Annotated in this window: 19 protein-coding genes, 1 tRNA gene and 1 pseudogene; 6 read left to right on the top strand and 15 right to left on the bottom strand. The window is 64.7% G+C overall.

Translation table 11 applies throughout. From position 1 onward, the window contains the following. The first annotated feature begins 8 nt into the window (after nucleotides 1–8). From Ga0102493_RS07675 to hflX, 4 genes and pseudogenes are all read left to right on the top strand, one after another. Nucleotides 9–2,270 (top strand): sensor histidine kinase, encoded by a 2,262-nt coding sequence (locus Ga0102493_RS07675; protein ID WP_081845562.1) that lies wholly within the window; start codon nucleotides 9–11, stop codon nucleotides 2,268–2,270. Between the two features lie 42 nt (nucleotides 2,271–2,312). After that, nucleotides 2,313–3,701 (top strand): nitrogen assimilation response regulator NtrX, encoded by a 1,389-nt coding sequence (gene ntrX, locus Ga0102493_RS07680; protein ID WP_034901538.1) that lies wholly within the window; start codon nucleotides 2,313–2,315, stop codon nucleotides 3,699–3,701. A 248-nt stretch (nucleotides 3,702–3,949) separates the two neighbouring features. Beyond that, a pseudogene (gene hfq / locus Ga0102493_RS07685) lies at nucleotides 3,950–4,237 on the top strand (RNA chaperone Hfq); the annotation flags it as partial. 24 nt (nucleotides 4,238–4,261) lie between these two features. Continuing rightward, complete coding sequence (hflX, locus tag Ga0102493_RS07690; RefSeq protein WP_051697647.1) at nucleotides 4,262–5,566, top strand: GTPase HflX; 1,305 nt, start codon at nucleotides 4,262–4,264, stop codon at nucleotides 5,564–5,566. A gap of 2 nt (nucleotides 5,567–5,568) precedes the next feature. Here the strand turns inward: hflX and mazG are convergent, their stop codons facing one another. The 9 genes from mazG to Ga0102493_RS07730 form a co-directional block, all read right to left on the bottom strand. Further along, nucleotides 5,569–6,324, bottom strand: a complete 756-nt coding sequence (gene mazG, locus Ga0102493_RS07695; RefSeq protein WP_236922186.1) for a nucleoside triphosphate pyrophosphohydrolase — start codon at nucleotides 6,322–6,324, stop codon at nucleotides 5,569–5,571. Nucleotides 6,325–6,435: 111 nt separating this feature from the next. Continuing rightward, complete coding sequence (locus tag Ga0102493_RS16250; RefSeq protein WP_169739048.1) at nucleotides 6,436–6,609, bottom strand: hypothetical protein; 174 nt, start codon at nucleotides 6,607–6,609, stop codon at nucleotides 6,436–6,438. Then, nucleotides 6,606–7,388, bottom strand: a complete 783-nt coding sequence (locus Ga0102493_RS07700) for an MBL fold metallo-hydrolase (RefSeq protein ID WP_034901531.1) — start codon at nucleotides 7,386–7,388, stop codon at nucleotides 6,606–6,608. The genes Ga0102493_RS16250 and Ga0102493_RS07700 overlap by 4 nt, the downstream gene beginning before the upstream one ends. Beyond that, nucleotides 7,385–8,161: a TatD family hydrolase gene (locus Ga0102493_RS07705; RefSeq protein WP_034901528.1), complete on the bottom strand. Its 777-nt coding sequence runs from the start codon at nucleotides 8,159–8,161 to the stop codon at nucleotides 7,385–7,387. Before Ga0102493_RS07705 ends, Ga0102493_RS07700 begins: the two co-directional genes overlap by 4 nt. Beyond that, nucleotides 8,161–9,741: a methionine--tRNA ligase gene (gene metG, locus Ga0102493_RS07710; RefSeq protein ID WP_034901525.1), complete on the bottom strand. Its 1,581-nt coding sequence runs from the start codon at nucleotides 9,739–9,741 to the stop codon at nucleotides 8,161–8,163. The genes Ga0102493_RS07705 and metG overlap by 1 nt, the downstream gene beginning before the upstream one ends. Continuing rightward, a complete protein-coding gene (locus Ga0102493_RS07715) occupies nucleotides 9,734–10,717 on the bottom strand; it encodes a DNA polymerase III subunit delta' (RefSeq protein WP_034901522.1) in 984 nt (327 codons plus the stop codon). Before Ga0102493_RS07715 ends, metG begins: the two co-directional genes overlap by 8 nt. Further along, nucleotides 10,717–11,364: a dTMP kinase gene (tmk, locus tag Ga0102493_RS07720; protein ID WP_034901520.1), complete on the bottom strand. Its 648-nt coding sequence runs from the start codon at nucleotides 11,362–11,364 to the stop codon at nucleotides 10,717–10,719. Before tmk ends, Ga0102493_RS07715 begins: the two co-directional genes overlap by 1 nt. Further along, complete coding sequence (locus Ga0102493_RS07725) at nucleotides 11,364–12,536, bottom strand: D-alanyl-D-alanine carboxypeptidase family protein (protein WP_034901518.1); 1,173 nt, start codon at nucleotides 12,534–12,536, stop codon at nucleotides 11,364–11,366. Before Ga0102493_RS07725 ends, tmk begins: the two co-directional genes overlap by 1 nt. 59 nt (nucleotides 12,537–12,595) lie before the next feature. After that, complete coding sequence (locus tag Ga0102493_RS07730) at nucleotides 12,596–13,636, bottom strand: lytic murein transglycosylase (RefSeq protein ID WP_081845544.1); 1,041 nt, start codon at nucleotides 13,634–13,636, stop codon at nucleotides 12,596–12,598. Between the two features lie 91 nt (nucleotides 13,637–13,727). Here Ga0102493_RS07730 and Ga0102493_RS07735 point away from each other — a divergent pair. Further along, nucleotides 13,728–13,817: transfer RNA gene (locus Ga0102493_RS07735), tRNA-Ser, on the top strand. Between the two features lie 12 nt (nucleotides 13,818–13,829). Here Ga0102493_RS07735 and Ga0102493_RS07740 read toward each other — a convergent pair. From Ga0102493_RS07740 to Ga0102493_RS07755, 4 genes are all read right to left on the bottom strand, one after another. Then, nucleotides 13,830–14,690 (bottom strand): class I SAM-dependent methyltransferase, encoded by an 861-nt coding sequence (locus tag Ga0102493_RS07740; RefSeq protein ID WP_034901514.1) that lies wholly within the window; start codon nucleotides 14,688–14,690, stop codon nucleotides 13,830–13,832. 13 nt (nucleotides 14,691–14,703) lie between these two features. Beyond that, complete coding sequence (gene lpdA / locus Ga0102493_RS07745) at nucleotides 14,704–16,116, bottom strand: dihydrolipoyl dehydrogenase (protein WP_034901510.1); 1,413 nt, start codon at nucleotides 16,114–16,116, stop codon at nucleotides 14,704–14,706. Nucleotides 16,117–16,167: 51 nt separating this feature from the next. Beyond that, the gene (locus Ga0102493_RS07750) at nucleotides 16,168–16,668 is read right to left on the bottom strand and encodes a hypothetical protein (protein WP_051697645.1); all 501 of its coding nucleotides are present in this window, start codon (nucleotides 16,666–16,668) and stop codon (nucleotides 16,168–16,170) included. A gap of 92 nt (nucleotides 16,669–16,760) precedes the next feature. After that, entirely contained in the window at nucleotides 16,761–18,245 is a 1,485-nt protein-coding gene (locus Ga0102493_RS07755) for a 2-oxo acid dehydrogenase subunit E2 (protein ID WP_034901509.1), read from the bottom strand. Between the two features lie 124 nt (nucleotides 18,246–18,369). On the opposite strand from Ga0102493_RS07755, the gene Ga0102493_RS07760 reads away from it, so the two are divergent. Beyond that, a complete protein-coding gene (locus Ga0102493_RS07760; protein WP_034901506.1) occupies nucleotides 18,370–18,819 on the top strand; it encodes a universal stress protein in 450 nt (149 codons plus the stop codon). Nucleotides 18,820–18,825: 6 nt separating this feature from the next. On the opposite strand, the gene Ga0102493_RS07765 is transcribed toward Ga0102493_RS07760, so the two are convergent. After that, entirely contained in the window at nucleotides 18,826–19,341 is a 516-nt protein-coding gene (locus Ga0102493_RS07765) for a peroxiredoxin-like family protein (protein ID WP_034901504.1), read from the bottom strand. A 63-nt stretch (nucleotides 19,342–19,404) separates the two neighbouring features. Beyond that, nucleotides 19,405–21,702 (bottom strand): ribonuclease R, encoded by a 2,298-nt coding sequence (gene rnr, locus Ga0102493_RS07770; protein ID WP_034901502.1) that lies wholly within the window; start codon nucleotides 21,700–21,702, stop codon nucleotides 19,405–19,407. Nucleotides 21,703–21,707: the final 5 nt, after the last annotated feature.

The raw sequence follows: 21,707 nt of genomic DNA on the forward strand, positions 1-21,707 counted from the left end.
CCGAACAGATGACAGCCGCTCCCGCAAACGATGGACGCAGCGGGGCCGAGCGGGCGACAATTCGCCTGACGCGCCGTTCACCGCGCTGGCTACGCCGCTTCATCGTCGCCTCGCGCCGTGCCAACGTCTTCCTATGGCTCGAACTGCTTTCGGTCGCCGGACTGGTGATGGCCGTGATCGCCACCTGGCTCGCCTTCACGCGCGATCCGGAAACGGGCGAACTGCTGCCGACGCTTCAGGTATCCTTGCTCCTGATGGCGACGCTTGTCCCGGCCATGGCTATTCTCGTGCTTGCCGGGCGGCGCCTCGCGCTGAGACGTGCGGCCGGGAGCACGGCACGGCTGCATGTCCGGCTTGTGTTCTTTTTCTCGATGGTTGCGGCGGTACCGACCCTGCTGGTCGCGGGTTTCGCAGCCTTTCTGTTCCAGACCGGCGTCGATTTCTGGTTCTCCGACGATTCGCGCGGGCTCATGGAAAATGCGAACGAGCTCGCGCAGAACTACTACGATGCGAACCAGCGCGACGTGCGCGACGAGACGCTCGCAATGGCGGGCGACATGCGGTTCTATTTCAGCCGCGGGGGGACTCTCGCCAACGAGGAATTCCCCGATTTCTACGCGCTCCAGGCGCAGGGGCGGAAGATCAACGAAAGCGCGATCATCCAGCGGCTCGACGACGGATCGCTGCGGACCGCCGCGATCATGGACCTGCTGGAGGACAACCGTCCGATCGAATTCAGCGAGACCGCGCTGCCCCGGCTCGCGAATGGCGAACTGGTGGTGGTGGAGGGCAGCCCGGAACGCATCGCCTCGATCGCACCGATCGACCGGGACAGCGGGATCTATCTCTACAATGCGCGAAATACAGAGGCGACGATGTTCAATTCGTGGTCTCGCGCGCAGGCGATCGCGCGCGCTTATGAGACGCTGACGAGCGATGCGCGCACGCTTCAACTGCGCTTCAACATTGCGCTGGTGCTCGTCAGCCTATTGCTGGTGGGCCTTGCGATCTGGTTCGCGCTGCGCTTCGCCGATCGGCAGGTGGAACCGCTCACCGACCTCGTCGGCGCGGCGCGAAAGGTCGGGCAGGGCAATTTCGCGCTGCGGGTCGAAGGTCGCACCGGGGCGGACGAGATCGGCCTGCTCAACCGCGCCTTCAACCGGATGACCGCGCAGCTCGAAAAGCAGACGCAGGCGCTCGTCTCCGCCAATCGCCAGATCGACGACCGCCGCGCCTTCATGGAGGCGGTTCTCGAATCGGTCACTGCGGGCGTCATCTCGGTGGATGGGGAGGGGCGGGTGCTGCTGCTCAACGGCTCCGCCGCCGCCCTGCTGGAGCGGGAAGGGGCGAAGGAACCGGCAAGCATGGTCGGCATGAGGCTCGAGGAGTTCTCTCCGGAAATCCACCGCATTGCGCGAGAAGGCCAGGAAAGCGCGATCGTCACCCATGCCAAGGGCAACGAATTGCTGACGCTGGCGGTTAAGGTGGCGCCGGGCACCAGCGGCTCCGTTATCACGTTCGAGGACATCACGCGGCAATTGCTCGACCAGCGCCAGGCGGCCTGGTCCGACGTCGCGCGGCGGATCGCGCACGAGATCAAGAACCCGCTCACCCCGATCCAGCTCGCGACCGAGCGCCTCAAGCGCCGCTATCGCAAGCAGGTCGAGGAGGCCGATGGCGAATTGTTCGACGAACTGACCAGCACTATCGTTCGGCAGGTCGGCGATCTCAGGAAGATGGTCGATGAATTTTCCTCCTTCGCCCGCCTGCCCAAGCCCGTCTTCCGTTCCGAGGACCCGGTCGACCTCGTTCGGCAGGCGGTCTTCCTTCAGGAAGTGGCCCATTCGGGGATAGCCTTCAGCGTTCGTGCCGACGGCCTCGGCAGTCGGGAAATGCTGTGCGACCGCCACCAGCTCGGCCAGGCGATGACGAACGTTCTCAAGAACGCGGTCGAAGCCGTCGAGGCGCGCGCCGCCGAGGCCGAGGGGCAATATGCAGGCGAGATCGTGGTGACGATGGAAGGCGATGACGAGATGGTGTCCATCATCGTCGAAGACAACGGCATCGGCCTTCCGACCGACCGCGACCGCATCACCGAGCCCTACATGACCACGCGCGAGAAAGGCACCGGGCTCGGTCTCGCCATCGTCAACAAGATCGTCGACGAACATGGCGGCGATATGAGTTTCGCCGCCGGCCCGGGCGGCGGAACCCGCGTGACGTTGCGCTTCGCCCGCAATCCGCAGATCCTTGGCGGAGAGACCGCATGACGCGGCCTGCCGCCATCACACAAAGCCCGAAGGGAGCTCCCCATGGCGCTTGAAATCCTTGTCGTCGACGATGAACGCGACATCCGCGAACTGGTCTCCGGTGTGCTCGGCGATGAAGGCTATGAATGCCGCACCGCCGCAGACAGCACCGCGGCGCTCGCCGCGATCGACGAACGCCGGCCGAGCCTCGTCCTGCTCGACGTGTGGCTCCACGGCAGCGAGATGGACGGGCTCGAACTGCTCGATGCCATCAAGGCGCGCGAGCCGAACCTGCCGGTCATTATCTTCTCCGGCCACGGCAATATCGACACTGCCGTCTCCGCGGTAAGCCGCGGCGCGATGGATTTCATCGAGAAGCCCTTCGAGGCCGAACGCCTGCTGCTCCTCGTCGAACGCGCGACTGAAACCGAGCAGCTGCGCCGCGAGAACAGCCGACTTCGCGAAGGGGTTTGGGGGACGAGCGAATTCACCGGCAATTCGGCCGCGATCAACAATGTCCGCGCGACGCTCAAGCGGGTCGCCAATACCGGCAGCCGCGTGCTGATTTCGGGCCCCGCCGGCGCGGGCAAGGAGGTCGCCGCGCGGCTCCTCCATTCCTGGAGCAACAGGGCGGGCAGCGCCTTCGTGCTCGTCAATTCGGCCCGGATCACGCCCGAACGCTTCGAGCAGGAATTGTTCGGTGAGGAAGTCGATGGGAAACAGGTGCGGCCGGGCCTGCTGGAAATGGCGGACGGAGGCACGCTCTATCTCGATGAAGTCGCCGACATGCCCTTGTCGACGCAGGCTCGCATCCTGCGCGTCCTGACCGATCAGAGCTTCGTACGCGTCGGCGGCACGCGCCAGATCGGTGTCGATGTGCGGGTCGTTTCCTCGACCACGCGCGACCTCACGGTCGAGATGGAGGAGAAACGGTTTCGCGAAGACCTGTTCTATCGCCTGAACGTCGTGCCCGTGTCGCTCCCCTCGCTGGCTGAACGCCGCGACGACATTCCGACATTGGCCGAACATTTCTTCACGCGTTATTCGACCGATCAGGGCATCCCGCCACCCGAGATCAGCGAAGAAGCGATGGCGGCGCTCCAGGCCTATGACTGGCCGGGCAATGTCCGCCAGCTGCGCAATCTCGTCGAGCGCACGATCATCATGACCCCGCGCGAGCGGCTCGGCACGATCGAGCCCGACATGCTGCCTTCGGAAATCACCGGCGGGCGGCTCGCTTCGTCGGGAGAGGGGCTTACGGCGATGATGGGCGTACCGCTGCGCGAAGCGCGCGAGAGTTTCGAGCGCGAATATCTCACCATCCAGATCAGGCGCTTTTCCGGCAATATCTCGAAGACCGCCTCGTTCATCGGGATGGAAAGATCGGCACTCCACCGCAAGCTCAAGCTGCTGGGAATGGCCGAGCGCCGCGAGACGAGCCGCAAGGGCTGAAGTTTGACACTCGTGTCAGGAACGTAAGACTTTCGGAACTTGACACCGACTTGGGCATTGCCCGCTTAGTGCATAATCGCCATTATGGTGTGGGGCGGCCTGTGAGAGAGTTCTTGCGGACAATGCCCTTGCTCGCGGACCGTAAGAACGGCCGCCAAGAACAGGAGCATAGCTATATGTCCAACGGGCGAACTCTCTCTCCGCGCCCTCGTCCGCAGGGGCAGGCCTCTTCGGCTGCGCAACCGCGTCAGTCGGGCAGTCTCCAGGATGCATTCCTCAACCTCTTGAGGCGCAACAAGACCCCGGTGACGATGTTCCTCGTCAAGGGCGTCATGCTGCAGGGGCGGATCGCGGCTTTTGACCTTTTCTGCGTCCTGCTCGAACGGGATGGCGCGGTGCAACTGGCTTATAAGCATGCCGTCTCGACGATCCAGCCCGCCAGCCCGGTTGACCTGACCGAGGATGACGAGGATGATGATGGACCGGAGGATGAACCCGACGATGATGACGGGTTCGAGGATGACGAAGAGGCATAGAGGCTGAGCTTCGATGACGACCTGATGGACGAGGTCACCCGCGGTGCGCGGGCCCTTGTCCTGTGCCCCGATATCCGCAGCTTTACCTACGATCTCGACGCGCGCGAACGGCTCGAGGAGGCCGAGGGACTGGCGCTCGCGATCGGCGTCGTGATTGCCCATTCGGAAATCCTGCCCGTGCGCCAGATGCAGCCGAACACGCTGTTCGGGTCGGGCCAGGTGCAGCGCATCGCCGACTGGTGCGAGCTCTACGAAGCCGAACTGGTCATCGTCGATGGCGCGCTGACTCCGATCCAGCAGCGCAATCTCGAAGAGAAGCTGAAGCGCAAGGTCATCGACCGCACCGGCCTAATCCTCGAAATCTTCGGCGAACGCGCAGCCACTGCCGAAGGGCGCCTGCAGGTCGAACTCGCCCATCTCGACTACCAGCAATCCCGGCTCGTGCGCAGCTGGACCCACCTCGAACGCCAGCGCGGCGGTTTCGGCTTTCTCGGCGGTCCGGGCGAAACCCAGATAGAGGCCGACCGCCGGATGATCAATCAGCGCATGGCGCGGCTGCGGCGCGAACTGGAACAGGTGAGGAAGACCCGTGCCCTGCATCGCGAGCGGCGGGGAAGGGCGCCGTGGCCGGTCGTCGCTCTGGTGGGCTACACCAATGCCGGCAAGTCGACCCTGTTCAACCGGCTGACCGGCGCCGACGTCATGGCCGAGGACCTGCTTTTCGCGACGCTCGACCCGACCATGCGCGCCATTGCACTTCCCGGCGTCGAGAAAGCGATCCTGTCTGACACGGTGGGCTTCATCTCCGACCTGCCGACACAATTGGTGGCGGCGTTTCGCGCTACGCTGGAGGAAGTCACGGGCGCCGATCTCATCTGCCACGTCCGCGACATCGCGAATCCGGCCCACGCGGCGCAGAAGAAGCAGGTGATGGAGGTGCTAGGCGATCTCGGCGTGGTCGATCCCGAAACCGGGGTTGGCGAAATCCCGATCCTGGAGGTCTGGAACAAGGCCGACCTCCTGCCGCCCGAGCGCCGCGGCGAACTCTCCGAAGCGGCCGAGGCGCACGAGGCGGTGCTGCTCTCGGCGGCGAGCGGCGTGGGCATTGAGGCGCTCGAGGCGCGGATCGGCGCGATGCTGACCGCGCGTGCCAAGGAGGTGACCGTCACTCTTCCGGTAAGCGACGGCCGCCGCATGGCGTGGCTCCATGCCCATGGTGACGTGCTCGGCGAGGAGGATGCGGGCGAGGGCGAAAACGGCCCCATGAAGCGCGTTACCGTCCGCCTCAATCCCAAGGAATTGGGTCAGTATGAAACCCTGGAAAACTGAATTCACGCGGATTTTTCGCCACGCTTGACCGCCTGCCAGAGATCCTCCTGCTCTTGGAGCGAAAGGTCAGGGAAGCCTTCCCCGCTCATTTCCTCCATCGCGCGAAAGCGGCGTTCGAACTTGGAATTGGCGGCGCGCAGCGCGTCCTCGGCGCTTACTCCGTGAGCCCGCACGAAATTGACCGCGGCGAACAGCAGGTCTCCCGCTTCCTCGACCTTGTCGTCTTGTGAGGATGCATCGTTAAGTTCCTCTATTTCTTCGATAATCTTGTCCTGCGACCCCTTTGGATCAGGCCAGTCGAAGCCCGTGCGCGCAGCGCGTTTCTGCAGCTTCTGGGCGCGCATCAGTGCTGGAAGTGCAAGCGCAACGCCGTCCAATGCGCTGACCATGCCTTTCTCCGCCCGTTCGGCTTCCTTGAGGTTTTCCCAGCGGGTTTCGCCCATCGTGCCGCCTTCCTCACCGAATATGTGCGGATGGCGCGCTTCCATCTTGTCACCGATCGACCGGGCGACGTCCTCGAAGTCGAACAGGCCGGCTTCTTCGGCCATGCGGGCGTGAAAGACGACCTGCAGCAGAAGATCGCCGAGTTCATCCCTGAGGTCTCGCATGTCGCCGCGCTCGATCGCATCGGCGACTTCATAAGCTTCCTCGATCGTATATGGAGCGATGGTGGAGAAATCCTGCGCCAGGTCCCATTCGCAACCGGATTTCGGATCGCGCAGCTGTGCCATGACGCGCAGCAGACGTTCGGTGTGCATCAGGGCGGTTCCAGTTGTAGCTGGAGAGGGGGCGCTGTTCATTCACTCGGCTCCCGACATTGAAGGTGGATAATATATATTATGTAAAATACAAGACAGCCGAAACTTCGCCTATGCCGGGTAGAAGAACCCCACCAGCAAGGTCAGCCCCACGAAGATCGCGAGCCACGTCAACGCCATCTTCGCCATCTGCCCCCAGCCAAGCCGGTAGGATGCCAGCGCACTTCCTGCGAGAAAGAGCCAGCCGAGCACGCTGACTATTCCGATGATCTCGAACTGGTTCATGCCACCACCTCAAGCCCGTCGTAGCCGACGATGACGTGATCAGGAACCTCGTCACACAACGAGCGATAGTCCATGCTCTTGTCGAGGTGGCTCAGCACGAGCCGTCTGGCCTTGCATCGCTCGGCAAGCTCGATCGCCATTCCGAGATGTGCGTGCGTGGGATGCGGTTCGCGACGCAGGCAATCGCACACCAGAACGTCCGCGCCATCAAAGGCCTCAACCATGTGATCGGTAATTCGTGAGAAATCAGTTGCATAGACGATGCTCTTGCCATCGGCTTCGAAGCGATAGCCAGTCGTTTCACCGGGTCCATGTTCCATCTGGACCCAGTCGACGGAAAAGCCGGCGACGATCCTGAGCCGGTCCAGCGTATCGAGATTGACGATGGTCGGATAGCCGTCCTGCCCTGCGAAGACATAGCCGAACCGCTGGCGCAGCCGCCGCACCGTATCGGCTGCGGCATAGCCGGGGATCGGCCCGCCGCGACCATAGCGCATGACGCGCAGATCATCGATGCCATGGCAATGATCGGCATGGTCGTGGGTCCAGAACACGCAATCGATCCGGTCGACCCGGTTGGCGAGCAATTGCGCGCGGCAATCGCTCGACGTGTCGACCAGGAGCCGTGAACCGTCGTCGCTCTCGATCAGCACCGAGACGCGCGTGCGGCGATTGCGCGGCTCGTTCGGGTCGCAGTCACCCCAGTCGCCCGCGCCGTCCGGCCCGCCGACGCGCGGCACACCGGTCGACGTGCCCGAGCCGAGCAGTATCACCTTCACAGCATTGCCCGCGTGAAAAGTCGTGAGAAGTTCGCCGTGGTCTGCTCTGCCAGCCGTTCAGGATCGACGCCGCGCAGTCCTGCCACGAACCGCGCCGTATCCGCGACGAATGCCGGTTCGCATGGCCTGCCGCGATGGGGAACTGGCGCAAGAAAGGGGCTGTCCGTCTCCACCAGCAGGCGGTCCTCGGGGATCTTCGCAGCGACCTCCTGCAGCTCCTTGGCGTTCTTGAAGGTGACGATCCCCGACAACGAGATCGTGAGGCCCAGATCCAGCACCTTGCGCCCGAAATCCTCCGAAGCCGTGAAACAGTGGATCAGCGCGGGGAAGGCCCCCTTCCCCATTTCGTCTTCGAGGATAGCAAAGGTGTCGTCCTCGGCATCGCGCGTATGGATGATGACCGGAAGGCCGGTTTCGCGCGCGACGTCGATGTGCATGCGGAAGAGGCGCGCCTGCGTTTCGCGGTCGGAATGTTCGTAATAATAGTCGAGCCCGGTTTCACCGATCCCGATAACGCGCGGGTTGTCGGTGGCCGCCAGCAGCGCGCCGCGGCCAAGATCGGCGTGGTCATCGGCCTCGTGCGGGTGGATGCCGACGCTTGCGAACACGTCGATTTCGCGGATCGCGGTACCGACGACCTGTTCCCATTCCGACTTCTTCGTCGAGATGTTGAGAAAGGCCCCGACCCCGGCTTCGCGGGCGCGGGCGAGGACGCCTTGCTGATCCTCGACGAGGCCTTTGTATTCAAGGTGGCAATGGCTGTCGACGAGCATCACGCAGCCCCCTCGGCCGCCGCCTCCGGCAGTTCGAGCCGCGGGAAGATCGGTGTCGGTTTGCCCACGGTGAAACCCGCCATCACAAGGCGACGATACCAGTCGGCATCCTTGAGATTGGCGTAGCCGCGCTCATCGCCGGGTACGCCGAGTTGATCGAGCAGGTCCGCGGCCTTTCCCGGCACCACGGGCTGGACCGCGATGGCAAGGTCTCGCAGGGCCATGAACAGCGTCTGGAGAACGACCTTCATCCGATCGGGATCGGTCTTGCGCAGCGTCCAGGGCGCCTGTTCGTCCACATATTGGTTGCAGGCATAGACCGCGCGCAGCCACGCTTCGATGCCGGTGGAGAAGGACAACGCCTCGAACGCTTCGGGAAGCTCGCGGGAACAGGCGTCCCCGACCTGGGAAAGCAGCTTGCGATCGGCCTCGGCCGGATCGAACGCCTCGAGATGGCCGTCCATGTTCTTCGCAATCATCGAAAGCGTACGCTGAGCGAGATTGCCGAAGCTGTTCGCGAGTTCGGCATTGGCCCGGGTGACGATAGCTTCGGGCGAATAGGATCCGTCCTGACCGAAGGCGACTTCGCGCATCAGGAAATAGCGCAATGGGTCGACGCCGAAGGCCTCGGCGAGATCGAGCGGGTTCGTCACGTTGCCGACCGATTTCGATTCCTTCTGCCCGCGATTGAGCAGGAAGCCGTGACCGAACACCTTCTTCGGCACGGGTAGGTTCGCGCTCATCAGGAAGGCGGGCCAGTAGATCGTATGGAAGCGCACGATGTCCTTGCCGATCAGGTGAAGATCGGCGGGCCAGAACTTGCGCATTTCCTGGGTGTCATCGGGAAAGCCGAGGCCGGTGATGTAGTTGGTCAGCGCATCGACCCAGACATACATCACGTGATTGTCGGAGCCCGGCACCTTGACCCCCCAGTCGAAACTGGTGCGGCTCACCGACAGATCGCGCAGTCCCTGTTCCACGAAGGCAATCATTTCGTTGCGCCGGCTTGCCGGTTCGAGGAAGCCGGGTGTCCTCAAAAGGTCCAACAGCGGCTTTTCGTATTTGGAAAGGCGGAAGAACCAGCTTTCCTCGACCGTCCATTCGACCGGCGTGCCCTGCGGCGACAGCTTCTCGCCTCCCTCGCCCTCCACGAGTTCGCTCTCGTCGTAATAGGCCTCGTCGCGGACCGAATACCAGCCTTCGTAGCGGTCGAGATAGAGGTCGCCCTCCTCGGCCATCCGCTCCCAGATCGCCTGGCTGGCGCGGTGGTGATCGTCTTCGACCGTGCGGATGAAGCGGTCATGGCTCACATCAAGAGCGTCGCACATCTCGCGGAAATAGCCTGACATTTCATCTGCCAGGTCGCGCGCCGTGCGGCCCTGTTCGGCGGCCTTGCGAGCCATTTTGAGCCCGTGCTCGTCGGTCCCCGTCTGAAAACGGACCTCGCGTCCGCGCAGCCGCTGGAAACGCGCGATGACATCGGCCGCGATCGCCTCGTAGGCATGGCCGATATGGGGCCGGCCATTGGGGTAGCTGATCGCGGTGGTGATGTAGAAAGGGGAGTTGTCGGTCTCAGCCATCGGCAGGCTCGCTAGCCGCGCTTGCCTCGACAAGCAAGGTCCCGATCTCGAGCGCCAGAAGGCCCGTGTCGTAATTGTGGGTCGGCGCCTCTCCAGCGAGCCGGACAAGTCTGGAGTGGGCCTCCACGAGCGCACCGCGCCTGGCGTTCGAGCCGGTTTCCCTGGCCCGTGACGCGACCATGGCCTGGGCGAGGTCGAAAGTTGCCTGCAGCCGCTCGCGGTCGGCGCGCGGGCCGATCAGGCGGGCAAGTTCGCCGCGCCCGGTCATGGCGGGATCGGCCCCGTCCAGAAGCCCCTCCATCACGCGCGCGAGCGGGCCGAGATCCTGCTCGGCGAAACGCTGCGCTGCTCCGAACGACCCTTCGGCCGCCTTCAGGGCCGCGCTGCGGCTTGCCGGGTCGGAACTCGCGCCGGCGGCATCGAGCATGGCGGAGAGTTGTGCGTCGCTAAGCGGAGGGAAACGCAGCACCCTGCAACGCGAACGGATAGTCGGCAGAAGCCGCGCAGGCGCATGGGTGACAAGCAGGAAGAACGTCCCCTGCGGCGGTTCCTCCAGGCTCTTGAGAAGCGCGTTGGCGGCGGCCCGTTCAAGATCGTCCGCCGGATCGACAATGACCACGCGCCGCGCGCCCAGCGTGGGCCGCGTGGTCAGGCGGCGCTGCATCGCGCGGATCTGCTTGATGCGGATGCTGCGCGCGCGATCGTAGGGCTTGCCCTCGGCGGCGGCCTTTTCGGCCTTGTCGTCTTTCGGGCCGTAGGTAAGCACGATGATGTCGGGGTGGTTGGCGGGATCGGCCGGCTGCGGAACGCCCGCTTCCGCGACCAGTTCGGCTGCGGCGGCAAGAGCGAAATCGTGCTTTCCGAGCCCTCTTTTCCCAGCGAGCATCCAGCCGTGATGCATCCGTGTGCCGCCGCTGGCCGTGCGCCATTCGCGCCACGCACGCTCGTGGTTCGGCCAGTCGACCTTTGCGCCCATCAGCCGGCCTCCTTCGCCAGCAAGGGCGCGAGTGCGGCGAGGACGCGGGCATGGACGGCGCTCGGATCGCCCTCGCCGTCTACCGTTGCGAAGCCTTGCGGATCGGCTTCGGCGAGGCTCCGGAAGGTGGCCGCGACCGCGCGATGATAATCCTCGCCTCGTCCACCGATGGCATCGCTCTCGATCCCGTCGCGCGCGGCGAGGCGGCGTGCGACCTGACCCTCGTCGACGTCGAGCAGGATCGCGAGATCAGGTCGCAGGTCGGCGCTGCCGAACCTGTGGAGCGCAAGGATCGCCTCGTCGCCCAGTCCGCCTGCCCCGCCCTGATAGGCCCTGCTCGAATCGATGAAGCGATCGCAAATCACCCAGCGCCCCGCCTCCAGCGCGGGGACGATCCGCCGTGCGACGTGATCGGCGCGGGCGGCTGCGAACAACAGCGCCTCTGCCTCGCGCGTCCAGCCTTCACCGGGGGGAGCAAGCAGGAGACCGCGGATCGCTTCCGCCCCCGGAGTGCCGCCCGGCTCGCGCGTTATTTCAGCCGCGATCCCGCGCGCCTCCAACGCTTCTGCAAGCAGGCGGGCCTGGGTCGACTTGCCGGTCCCCTCCCCGCCCTCGAAGACGATGAACCGTCCGCGCGCAGCCGTCATCACCCGAGCCATCCGGCGAAGGCGTTGACGATCCGGTCGATCGGGCCGGCAGGTTTCACCGTTTCTGCGGCGAGGAGCGGAATGCGCGCCGTATCCATGCCCGGGACGTCGATCTGGAGCGTGGCGATCGCGCTGCCGGAAACCAAAGGCGCGCGCAGGGGGCCGTCGTAAAGCACCTTCACCGAGATATCCGCTTCGCGCCCGCGCGGTATGCTGATCTCGACCGGACGATCCGTCACGAGCGCGATCCGGCGTGCGGACCCGCCCTGCACCCGGGCGTCGCCAACGACAGCGCCCTTTTCGAACAGCCGGCGCCGCTCGAAGGCGGAAAAGCCCCATTGGACATAGCGCCGCGCCCATCCATCGCGCACGTCGCCGCGATCGACCCCGGCGGTGACCAGCACCAGTCGCTGCGAGCCGCGCTTCACGGTCCCGAGGAAGCCGAAACCCGCCTCGTTCGTGAAACCGGTCTTGATCCCGTCAGCGCCCCTGACCCGCCCGATCAGGGGATCGTGGTTGCGCTGGGTGATGTCGTTGTAGGTGAAATTCGCATTGCCGATATAGCGCCTGAATTTCTCCGGATGGCGGCGGATCATCGCCTCGGCGAGCAGGGCGAGGTCCCTTGCGCTGGTGAAGGTTCGGCCTTCGTCCATCCAGCCATTGGGATTGGCGAAATGGCTGTCCGTCATGCCCAGTTCGCGCGCCTTTTCGTTCATGAGCGCGGCCCAACCCTCGACCGAGCCGGCGGCACCTTCGGCCAGAACGATGGCCCCGTCATTGGCAGAGACCGTCATCAGACCCATGAGCAGATCGTCGACCCTGACCCGCGCATCGGCGGGCAGCCACATGGTCGACCCCTTCGAATGCCATTCGCGCCACGTGTCCGGCCGGATCGTCATCACCTGCGCCGGATCGAGCCTGCCTTCCTCGATCAGTTCGAAGGCGACATAGGCGCTCATCGCCTTGGTGATGGAGGCGGGCACGAAACGGCGGCGCGCATTGCGTTCGTGCAGCACCTGGCCCGATGAAATGTCGACCATCAGCGCGATCGGCACCTCGCTCTCGGGCGGGATGGCGGGAGAAGCCCGCCTGCTTTCCTGAGCTGTCCCGGCGGGAGCCACGCACAGCGCCACTGCCGCCAGCGCAAGGGCTATCAATCCATGTGATCTCATGTCTCTCACCGGCGCGGCTATAACCTCGGCCGGAGCGCTTGGCGAGGTGGACGACGCGCTCAGTTCACGATCTCATCGGCGAGCAGGCCGACGCTCATCGCGTAATAGTTCGAACAATTGTATTCTAGGATCACCCGGTAATTGCCGGTCAGCAGCCAGGCCGGCGTACCGGGACCGTCGGGCTGGAACAGCGAGACGAGCATGTCGCCGGGCAGCGGGCGCTGCGGGACCACGCCGAGCGCACGCCATTCATCGACACTCATCCAGCGGCTGTGCCGTTCATGCACGCGCGGGCAGACGGGCGCTTCGAGCTTCGTGCGATAGGCGTCCACGTCGAACCCTCCCGGAACGCTCGCCCGCACGCCCCAGGGCTGGCCGGAACGCCATCCGGCATCGCGGAAATAATTCGCGATGGAGGCGAAGGTGTCGATGCGGTTGCCGAAGATGTTCGCCCGCCCATCCCCGTCGCCGTCGACTGCAAGTCTCTGATAGACCGAAGGCAGGAATTGCGGATAGCCCATCGCCCCTGCCCAGCTTCCGGTCATCTCGTTTCGGGCGAAGCCGCGATCGGCCACCTTGAGCAGAGCGATGAATTCGTCGGCGAAGAGCTCTCGTCTGCGCCCTTCCCAGGCGAGCGTCGCGAGGCTTCGGGCGAGGTCGAACCCGCCCGTGATCCGGCCATAGCTCGTCTCGTGTCCGAAGATCGCGACGATGATCTGCGGCGGGACACCGAAATCCCGTTCGATCCGGCGCAGCGCTGAACTGTGCTGGCGATAGACGTCGCGCCCGCCATTGATCCGGACAGGATTCACGTGCTTGTCGATATAAGGTGCGAGCGCGGGGTAGCCGCTGCGCGTGGGACTGCCTGGTTGGCCCCGGTCAAGCCGGATGACCCGCGGATCGGGCGAAAGCCCTGCGGTCATGCGGCGCACCGTCGCCTCGCTCACTCCCTCTGCACGGGCGCGTGCGGCGAGTTGGCCGACATAGGTGTCGAAATCCACGTTATCGACGGCTTCGACCTGCGCGCGAAGCGGTGTGGCGGGACCGGAAAGCAGAAGCGTCACGGCGAGAATGGCTGGGGTGAGGATGCGAAAGATCATGCCTGCATGTTTCTCACATCTCGCCTGAATTCCAAACAACCAAGAGCGGGTGACTTGCGGCCTCGGCCTCGCTAAGAGGCATCGCCAGCGCGGACAGGTGGCAGAGCGGTTGAATGCACCGGTCTTGAAAACCGGCAAGGGTGCAAGCCCTTCGTGGGTTCGAATCCCACCCTGTCCGCCAATCGGCTTTCGATTACGCGACCGCGGTGACCAGCCAGGCCTTGGCCGCCATCAGCACGCCCTCGCCATCCACGTGGCGCTGCTCGAAGAGGGACATGAGATCGGCCCGGATCGCCTCGCGCGTGGGGTCGTCCTGTTCGTCGACTACGCGACCGACGCCCATCGAGGACAGAACCATTTCAAGCGCTTCGGCGGGCGAGGCATCGGAGCCCCCGATTGCCTGCCTGCCTTCATAGACATCGACATCCATACCGCCGAACCCCGCGCCGGTGAGGACTTCGCGCAGATAGTCGAGATCCTCGAAGGCGAAGGGGCCGGGCGCGCGCGGCTCGGCGCGGGGCACTTCGACATGCGTGCGCACGACACCCATCATCTCCATCATCCAGAGGTTCTCGCGCGGCGGCCCCCATACGGCGATGTCGATCCGCGCGCCCGGTTGCAGCAGCGAACGCAGATTGGCGAAGGCGGGGACGGGATCTGCGAAGAACATCGAACCGAAGCGCGAGAACAGGCGATCATAAGGCCGCCCGCCGAGCGTGACCTCTGCCGCATCGGCGCAAAGGAAACGGGCATTGGCGATGCCTTCCGCCTCGGCCCGGCGCGCAGCTTCGCCGACAAGATCGGGCGAGATATCGATGCCGAGCGCCTCGCCCTCGGGCGCCACGGTCCGCCCGATCGCCCGCGTCGTCGCGCCGCCTCCCGGGCCGACATCGATGACCCGCTCGCCCGCACGGTAGGCACCGCGCGTGAGCAAGGCATCGCCGATCGGCGCGATCATCGCCTCGAACCGGTCAAGGTTGGCGAGCCAGCGCTCGCCCATATCGCCCGCCCAATCCTCGCCCTTGAGCGGTTCGGTCGCGCTTTCGCCGCCCATCAGAAATCGCCCATCAGAAATGTATCGCCCGGCCATAGGCGTCGAGGACGCTTTCATGCATCATCTCGGAAAGCGTCGGGTGCGGGAAGACGGTCTGCATCAGTTCCTCCTCGGTGGTCTCGAGCGTCTTTCCGACTGTGTAGCCCTGGATCAGCTCGGTCACTTCCGCGCCGACCATGTGCGCGCCGAGCAATTCGCCGGTCGTGGCATCGAAGACGGTCTTGATGAAGCCTTCCGCCTCACCCAGCGCGATCGCCTTGCCATTGCCGATGAAGGGGAAGCTGCCGACCTTGACCTCATGCCCCGCTTCCCTGGCCTGGGCTTCGGTAAGCCCGACGCTTGCGACCTGCGGGTGGCAATAGGTGCAGGCGGGGATCGCGTTGCGATCGAGCGGATGGGGATGCACCTCGTTGTTGCCGAGCTCGCGCGCGATCGCCTCGGCGGCAGTAACGCCTTCGTGGCTTGCCTTGTGCGCCAGCCACGGGCCTGGTGTGCAGTCGCCTATCGCCCACAGTCCCTTGGTCCCGGTGCGGCCGAGCGGATCGATCTGGATGAAACCGCGCTCCATTTCGACGAGATCCTCGATCCCGATGTTCTCGGTGTTGGGCTGAATGCCGATCGCGCTGATGACGTGGCTGAATTCGGTTTCCGCGCTCTTGCCCGCCTCGTCCTTGATCGTGGCGGTGACACCCTTCGCACCGACCTTCAGATCCTCGACCCCTGCGCCGGTCATCACCTTGATACCCTGCTTGACCAGCGCCTTTTCGAGGAAGGCGGAGACGTCTGCATCTTCGACCGGAACGATGCGGTCGAGCATTTCCACGACCGTAACATCGACACCGATATCGTTGTAGAAGCTGGCGAACTCGATCCCGATCGCGCCCGAGCCGATAACCAACAGCCTGGTCGGCTGTTCGGGCGGGGTCATGGCATGACGATAGGTCCAGACGCGCTTGCCGTCGGCGGGCGCGAAGGGCAGGTCGCGTGCACGCGCACCGGTTGCGAGGATGACATGTTTCGCCGTCAGCCTTTCCTCGCCCTTGTCAGATTTCACGGTCAGCGAAGTCGGCCCGGTCATGGTCCCCTCGCCCATGTGGACGGTGATCTTGTTCTTTTTCATCAGGTGCGCAACGCCCTGGTTGAGTTGCTTGGCCACGCCCCGGCTGCGTTTCACGATCGCTTCGAGATCGGCCTCGATTTCCTTCGCGGCGAGACCGTATTCCTTCGCGTTCTGCATGTAGCGATAGATTTCGGCAGAACGCAGCATGGCCTTGGTCGGTATGCACCCCCAGTTGAGGCAGATGCCGCCCAGATTTTCACGTTCGACGATGGCGACTTTCAGCCCGAGCTGCGCTGCACGGATGGCGGCGACATAGCCGCCGGGCCCGGAACCGAGCACGATCAGATCATATTGTGGTTCGGCCATGATGAGGTCCTGTCACTGGGGAGGTATACGCGAGGCGCGGGTGCGCCGGGCTCAGCCCGCGACCAGCTTGACGAAGTTCTCGTCCACCCAGCCCTGGTTGCACGGACCTTCATAGGCGCGCACGCTGGAGACGGGCGAATTGGTGCCGCAGCTGATCTCGGTTCCTTCTGGGGCATAGACGATGCCGATCCAGTCGCCGACCTGCTGGCACATCGAGACGCCCTGCCCCTGGCCGATCCGGTCGACTTCGACCGATTCGCGCGAAGGCGCGGCGCGCACGGGAAGGGTCGGGTTGCCGTCGGGCAGATCGCGGACCAGGCCATAGCCCGCGCAGGCATCGAAGCGCGGTCCGTCAAAGCCGATAAGGACCGCGCGCGGCGGGACGGCGCCGGGATCCTCGAGCGCTTCGGGCGAGGCCTCGATGGTTTCGGGCTCGATCCGCGTTTCATCCGCCCGGTCCCCGCGTGGATTGTCGCAGGAGGCGAGCGCGAGGGACACGAAGGCGAGCGCGGCAAGGGGGCGAAAGGAGAAGGGCCTGGTTCGCAAAATCATGGGTCCGGGTCTATCGCGCATGGCGTCTCAAGGCCAGTGGCATGCACGCATCGCAAGGCGAGGAAATCGCATCGGTCGCGCCTCAATATGCCTCAAACCAACAGCCCCATCGGGTTCTCGACGAGGCTCTTGATCGCCTCCATCAGCTGCGCGCCGTCCGCGCCGTCGATCGCGCGGTGATCGAAGCTGCCGCTGGCATGGAGCACGGTCGCGGGCTTGATTTCGCCGTCGATGACATAAGGCTGCTGCTGCCCCGATCCGACCGCGAGGATCATGCCCTGCGGCGGATTGATCACCGCGTCGAACTGCTTGATTCCGTGCATGCCGAGATTCGACAGGCTCGCCGTGCCGCCCTGATATTCGTGCGGCATCAGCTTGCCCTCGCGCGCTTTTCCGGCAAGCTCCTTCATCTCGCTTGAGATCTGCGCGAGGCCCTTGGTGTCGGCATGGGTGATGACGGGCGTGATCAGGCCCGAGGGCGCTGCGACGGCGACGGAGATGTCGGCTCGGGAATAACGGCGCATCGTATCGCCGTGATAGCTGACATTGCACTGCGGCACCCGCATGAGCGCACGGGCGAGCGCCTTGATGAGAAGGTCGTTGACCGACAGCTTGATCCCGTCAGGCTCGAGGCTCGCGTTCAATTGCTTGCGCAGGTCGAGCAGGGGGTCGAGCCGGATATCGATGGTGAGATAGTAATGCGGGACGGTCTGCTTGCTCTCGGTCAGGCGGCGAGCGATGACCTTGCGGACATTGGAGAGCTTTTCCTCCTCGAACGGCGCGCCGTGATCGGGCACGTCCTTTGGCGCGGGCGCTGCTGGTGCGTCGGCTGTCTCGGCCGGTGCGGGCGCCGGAGCGGCGGAGCCGTCGAAGCTCTCTATATCGGCCTTGACGATGCGGCCATTGGGGCCGGTGCCCTTAACGTGAGCAAGGTCGATCCCCTGCTGCTCGGCCATGCGCCGGGCCAGCGGCGAAGCGATGATGCGGTCACTCGACACTGCGGGGGCAGGTGACGCAGAAGCTTCGGGATCGGGTGTATTCGCGCCCGTCACGGATGCCGCGCCGCCGCCGCCCATCGCGGCTTCGACGTCGCCCTTGGTGATCTTGCCCTTGGGGCCCGTGCCTTCGATCTGGGAGAGGTCGATCCCGTTCGCCTCGGCAAGCTTCCTTGCGGTGGGAGAAGCGGCGGGACCATCCTTTGCGGCCGGTGCAGGACTGGGCGAAGGCGTGCTGCTTTCCGGCGGCTTGGGCGCGGGGGCGGGCGATGGGGCTGGCTGCGGCGTGGGTGCCGGGGCGGCACTCTCGTCAGGCACGGCGATATCGCCCGCCTCCTCGCCTTCCTCGGCGAGCATGGCGATGATCGTGCCGACCTTCACGTTCTCTGTGCCTTCGGGAATCGCGATTTTGGCGAGCGTGCCTTCCTCGACGGCTTCGAATTCCATCGTCGCCTTGTCGGTCTCGATTTCGGCCATGATGTCGCCGGGGCCGATATGATCGCCCTCCTTCACCAGCCACTTGGCGAGCGTGCCCTCTTCCATCGTCGGGGAAAGGGCCGGCATCTTGATTTCAATCGCCATGGTCGCGTGGGTCTCCCTTGCCTTCTCGCGCGGTCCCGCTCTGGCCGATCAGCGCTGCACGGGCAAGGCCTTGCATTGCAGCGAATTTGACAGGATACCCTGCCGCTGGAGCGGACCGTAGAGCATGCGCACATTCCTTGTCGTCACCGATGAAAGCGAAGAATCGCGCGCCGCCCTGCGCTTCGCTGCGCGCCGCGCGGTCGCGGTCGGGGGCGCGGTCCATATCCTCGCGATCGTGCGCCAGCCCAATTTCAGCGCCTTCGGGGCGGTGCAGGCGACCATCGAACAGGAAGCCCGCGACCGGGCCGAAATGCTCGCCCACGGGGTCGCGGGCAATCTTCTCGCCGAAAGCGGGATCATGCCGACGATCTCGGTCAAGATCGGCAACGGCCAGAAGATCGTGCGAGAATTCCTCGACAGCCAGAAGGATATCGCAGCTCTCATCCTCGGCGCTGCTGCGGGCAATACACCCGGACCGCTGGTGATGCATTTTTCGGCCCATGCGGGCAGCCTGCCCTGCCCGCTTTATGTCATTCCGGAAAACTATGACGAGGCCGAGGTCGATCACGGCTGAAACTCTTCAGGTTCGCGTACCGCGCGCCGGGTAATCCTGCTCGAGCGCGATCTCGATGCCCTCGATCAGTTCGTCCAGCGGCGGCCGGGTGAAAGGCGCGCTCTGCACCTGCGCCATGTAGAGCGTGCCGTCCGGACGAACCAGGAACATCCCCGGTTCGGAAAAGACCTCGGGCTCATCCGAACCCTCGCGCGCGGAGGAGATGTAGAGGCCCCATTCGCGAGCGGTGTCCTCGTCCATCGCGTAGGCGAGCGGCAGGTCGCCGGTTTTCCAGTCGCTGTCGACCGTCATCGCCCGGTCCTTCGAATCCATCGAGACCGCGACCGGATTGATGCCGTGTTCGGACAGGTCCGCGACCTTGCTTCCCATTTCCTCCAGATAGGAGCGGCACACCGGGCAATGGCTGCCGCGATAGAAGGCGACGAGGGTGAAGTTCTTCGGCCGCTGCTTGGCGAGGTCATATTGCGCACCGATCGTCAGCGGCAGGTCGAGGCTGGGGACTTCCTGTCCGGGTGTGAGCATGTGTCGGGTTCTCCTTGGCTTCGTAAAACCAATGAGCGCCCCTGCCCACCTGTTCCAAAGTGCCTATTTCCGGCGCCGCCCCTGATGTCGGATATTGCCGGGGCGTCCGCGCTTGCCGACCGTGTGATTGCCAGCCTTCTTCTGAGCGTCGCGGCGCGGCTTTCTCTCTGGCCTGCGACCGCGTGGCTCGATCGCGCTGGTGTCGCTGTCGGGAAGCACGAACTTCAATGCGCCGGTAAGCGCATTGGCTTCGGCGAGCTTGAGCTTGAGCCTGTCGCCCACCGTGAAGCGCGTACCGGACTTCTCCCCGATCAGCGCGTGGGCAGCCTCGTCATGGCTGAAATATTCGCTTCCCAATGTGGATATCGGAACAAGGCCGTCCCCGCCCAGCCCTTCGATCGTGGCGAAGAAACCGAAGCCCTGGACCCCGGTGATGCGCGTGTCGAAAGTCTCGCCCACCCGGCCCGAAAGCCAGGCGGCGACATAGCGGTCGATCGTGTCGCGCTCGGCCTCCATCGCGCGGCGCTCGGTCTGGCTGATCGCGTCGGTGATCTGCGACAGGTTGGATCGGTCACGGTCGGAAAGGCCGGTGGTCGCAGGCAGCGATCCGGGCGGCTTGGGCTGTTCGAGCCCGTAGGCGTCAACCAGCGCACGGTGCACCAGAAGGTCGGAATAGCGCCGGATCGGCGACGTGAAATGGGCATAGGAGGACAGGGCAAGGCCGAAATGCCCGGCATTGGCGGGGCCGTAATACGCCTGCATCTGGCTTCTCAGCACGGCCTCCATGACCTGCGCCTTCTCGGCCTCGTCCGAGACGTCCTTGAGCATCCGGTTGAACAGGCCGGGCGTGATGACCTGCCCCAATGCGAGCTTCATGCCCAAGGTCTGAAGATAGTCGCGCAGTGCGATCAGCTTCTCGCGGGCGGGTGTTTCGTGGATGCGATAGACAACGGGCGCATTCTTCGCCTCAAGCGCCTTGGCCGCGGCGACATTGGCGGCAATCATGAAGTCTTCGACCACCCGGTGCGCATCGAGCCGTTCGCGCACGGCGATTTCGTCGATCTCGCCCTTGTCGTTCAATTGCACGCGCCGTTCGGGCAGGTCGAGTTCGAGCGGGTCGCGCTTGTGCCGCGCTGCGGCAAGCAGCTTCCATGCACCCCACAGGTGTTCGAGATATTCGGGCGGCTTGCCCGAATCCACTTCCCGCTGCGCGTCTTCATAGGCGATGTTGTGGTGGATCCTCACCAGCGCGCGGGTGAAGCGGAATTTCGTAACCTTGCCTTCCCCATCGATATGCAGGTGGCAGGCCATGGCGGCGCGGGTCTCATCCTCGACCAGCGAGCAGACATCGGCCGAAAGGATCTCGGGCAGCATCGGCACGACGCGGTCGGGAAAATAGACCGAATTGCCACGCTTCCTCGCCTCGCGGTCGAGCGCGCTGCCGGGGCGGACATAGAAGCTGACGTCGGCGATCGCGACGAGCGCGTTGTAGCCGCCTTTCCCGTCGGGTTCGGCCCAGATGGCATCGTCATGGTCGCGCGCATCGGCAGGATCGATCGCGACGATGGGGAGCTGGCGCAGGTCCTCGCGCTTCGATTCCGACAGCTTGAGATTGCTGGCGCGCCGGGCTTCTTCGTGCACCGCGTCGGGGAATATGTGCGGGATGCCGTGCTTGGCGATGGCGATGAGGCTGAACGCGCCAGGGGCGAGCGGGTCGCCGATGACTTCGATCACCTTGACGCCCGAGCGTTCGGAGCGGCCCGTGCGTTCGCACAGGACAAGCTGTCCTGCTTCGGCTTCGCCCACATCGCTGATGGGGGAGGAGCTGCGAATGCGCTTGTCGACGGGCGCAAGCCAGGCCTTCCCCGCCTTGTCGATCTCGACCACGCCGAGCAGGCCTTCGGAGCGCGCGGGCAGCTTCTTCATCGGAAAGGCGATCCAGCCGCTCTCGCGCTCCTCGGTGCGCGCAAGCACCCGGTCGCCGCGCTTGAGGGCGGGGGCACGTTTGCCGCCCTTGCCCTTCATCTCGCGAAGGGTAAGGCGCGGCGGCTTTTCCTCGGCATCGGGTTCCCAATTGTCGGGCATTGCGATCGCCTCGCCGTCCTCGATGTCGACGACGCGCAGGACAGTCACCTTGGGAACGCCGCCCATGCGGTGATAGGCGGTGCGCTTGCCGTCGATCAGGCCTTCCTCGGCCATGTCCTTGAGCAGCGCCTTCAGCTTGATCTTCTCCTGCCCCTTCAGGCCGAACGCACGAGCGATCTCGCGCTTGCCCGCCGGCGTGTCGGAGGACTGGATGAAGTCGAGGACCTGCTTTTTCGTCGGCAGGCCCTGGGGGTGTTTGGGAGAGCTTCTTGTCATGTTGC

This window comes from Erythrobacter litoralis (assembly GCF_001719165.1).
GTDB lineage: Bacteria > Pseudomonadota > Alphaproteobacteria > Sphingomonadales > Sphingomonadaceae > Erythrobacter > Erythrobacter litoralis.

What these genes read in the sequence shown, in the direction of transcription:
- Ga0102493_RS07675 (WP_081845562.1), top strand. Translation starts at nt 9, where the DNA reads ATGACAGCCGCTCCCGCAAACGATGGACGCAGCGGGGCCGAGCGGGCG.
- ntrX (WP_034901538.1), top strand. Translation starts at nt 2,313, where the DNA reads ATGGCGCTTGAAATCCTTGTCGTCGACGATGAACGCGACATCCGCGAA.
- hflX (WP_051697647.1), top strand. Translation starts at nt 4,262, where the DNA reads ATGGACGAGGTCACCCGCGGTGCGCGGGCCCTTGTCCTGTGCCCCGAT.
- mazG (WP_236922186.1), bottom strand. Translation starts at nt 6,324, where the DNA reads ATGCACACCGAACGTCTGCTGCGCGTCATGGCACAGCTGCGCGATCCG.
- Ga0102493_RS16250 (WP_169739048.1), bottom strand. Translation starts at nt 6,609, where the DNA reads ATGAACCAGTTCGAGATCATCGGAATAGTCAGCGTGCTCGGCTGGCTC.
- Ga0102493_RS07705 (WP_034901528.1), bottom strand. Translation starts at nt 8,161, where the DNA reads ATGCTCGTCGACAGCCATTGCCACCTTGAATACAAAGGCCTCGTCGAG.
- metG (WP_034901525.1), bottom strand. Translation starts at nt 9,741, where the DNA reads ATGGCTGAGACCGACAACTCCCCTTTCTACATCACCACCGCGATCAGC.
- Ga0102493_RS07715 (WP_034901522.1), bottom strand. Translation starts at nt 10,717, where the DNA reads ATGGGCGCAAAGGTCGACTGGCCGAACCACGAGCGTGCGTGGCGCGAA.
- tmk (WP_034901520.1), bottom strand. Translation starts at nt 11,364, where the DNA reads ATGACGGCTGCGCGCGGACGGTTCATCGTCTTCGAGGGCGGGGAGGGG.
- Ga0102493_RS07725 (WP_034901518.1), bottom strand. Translation starts at nt 12,536, where the DNA reads ATGAGATCACATGGATTGATAGCCCTTGCGCTGGCGGCAGTGGCGCTG.
- Ga0102493_RS07730 (WP_081845544.1), bottom strand. Translation starts at nt 13,636, where the DNA reads ATGATCTTTCGCATCCTCACCCCAGCCATTCTCGCCGTGACGCTTCTG.
- Ga0102493_RS07740 (WP_034901514.1), bottom strand. Translation starts at nt 14,690, where the DNA reads ATGGGCGGCGAAAGCGCGACCGAACCGCTCAAGGGCGAGGATTGGGCG.
- lpdA (WP_034901510.1), bottom strand. Translation starts at nt 16,116, where the DNA reads ATGGCCGAACCACAATATGATCTGATCGTGCTCGGTTCCGGGCCCGGC.
- Ga0102493_RS07750 (WP_051697645.1), bottom strand. Translation starts at nt 16,668, where the DNA reads ATGATTTTGCGAACCAGGCCCTTCTCCTTTCGCCCCCTTGCCGCGCTC.
- Ga0102493_RS07755 (WP_034901509.1), bottom strand. Translation starts at nt 18,245, where the DNA reads ATGGCGATTGAAATCAAGATGCCGGCCCTTTCCCCGACGATGGAAGAG.
- Ga0102493_RS07760 (WP_034901506.1), top strand. Translation starts at nt 18,370, where the DNA reads ATGCGCACATTCCTTGTCGTCACCGATGAAAGCGAAGAATCGCGCGCC.
- Ga0102493_RS07765 (WP_034901504.1), bottom strand. Translation starts at nt 19,341, where the DNA reads ATGCTCACACCCGGACAGGAAGTCCCCAGCCTCGACCTGCCGCTGACG.
- rnr (WP_034901502.1), bottom strand. Translation starts at nt 21,702, where the DNA reads ATGACAAGAAGCTCTCCCAAACACCCCCAGGGCCTGCCGACGAAAAAG.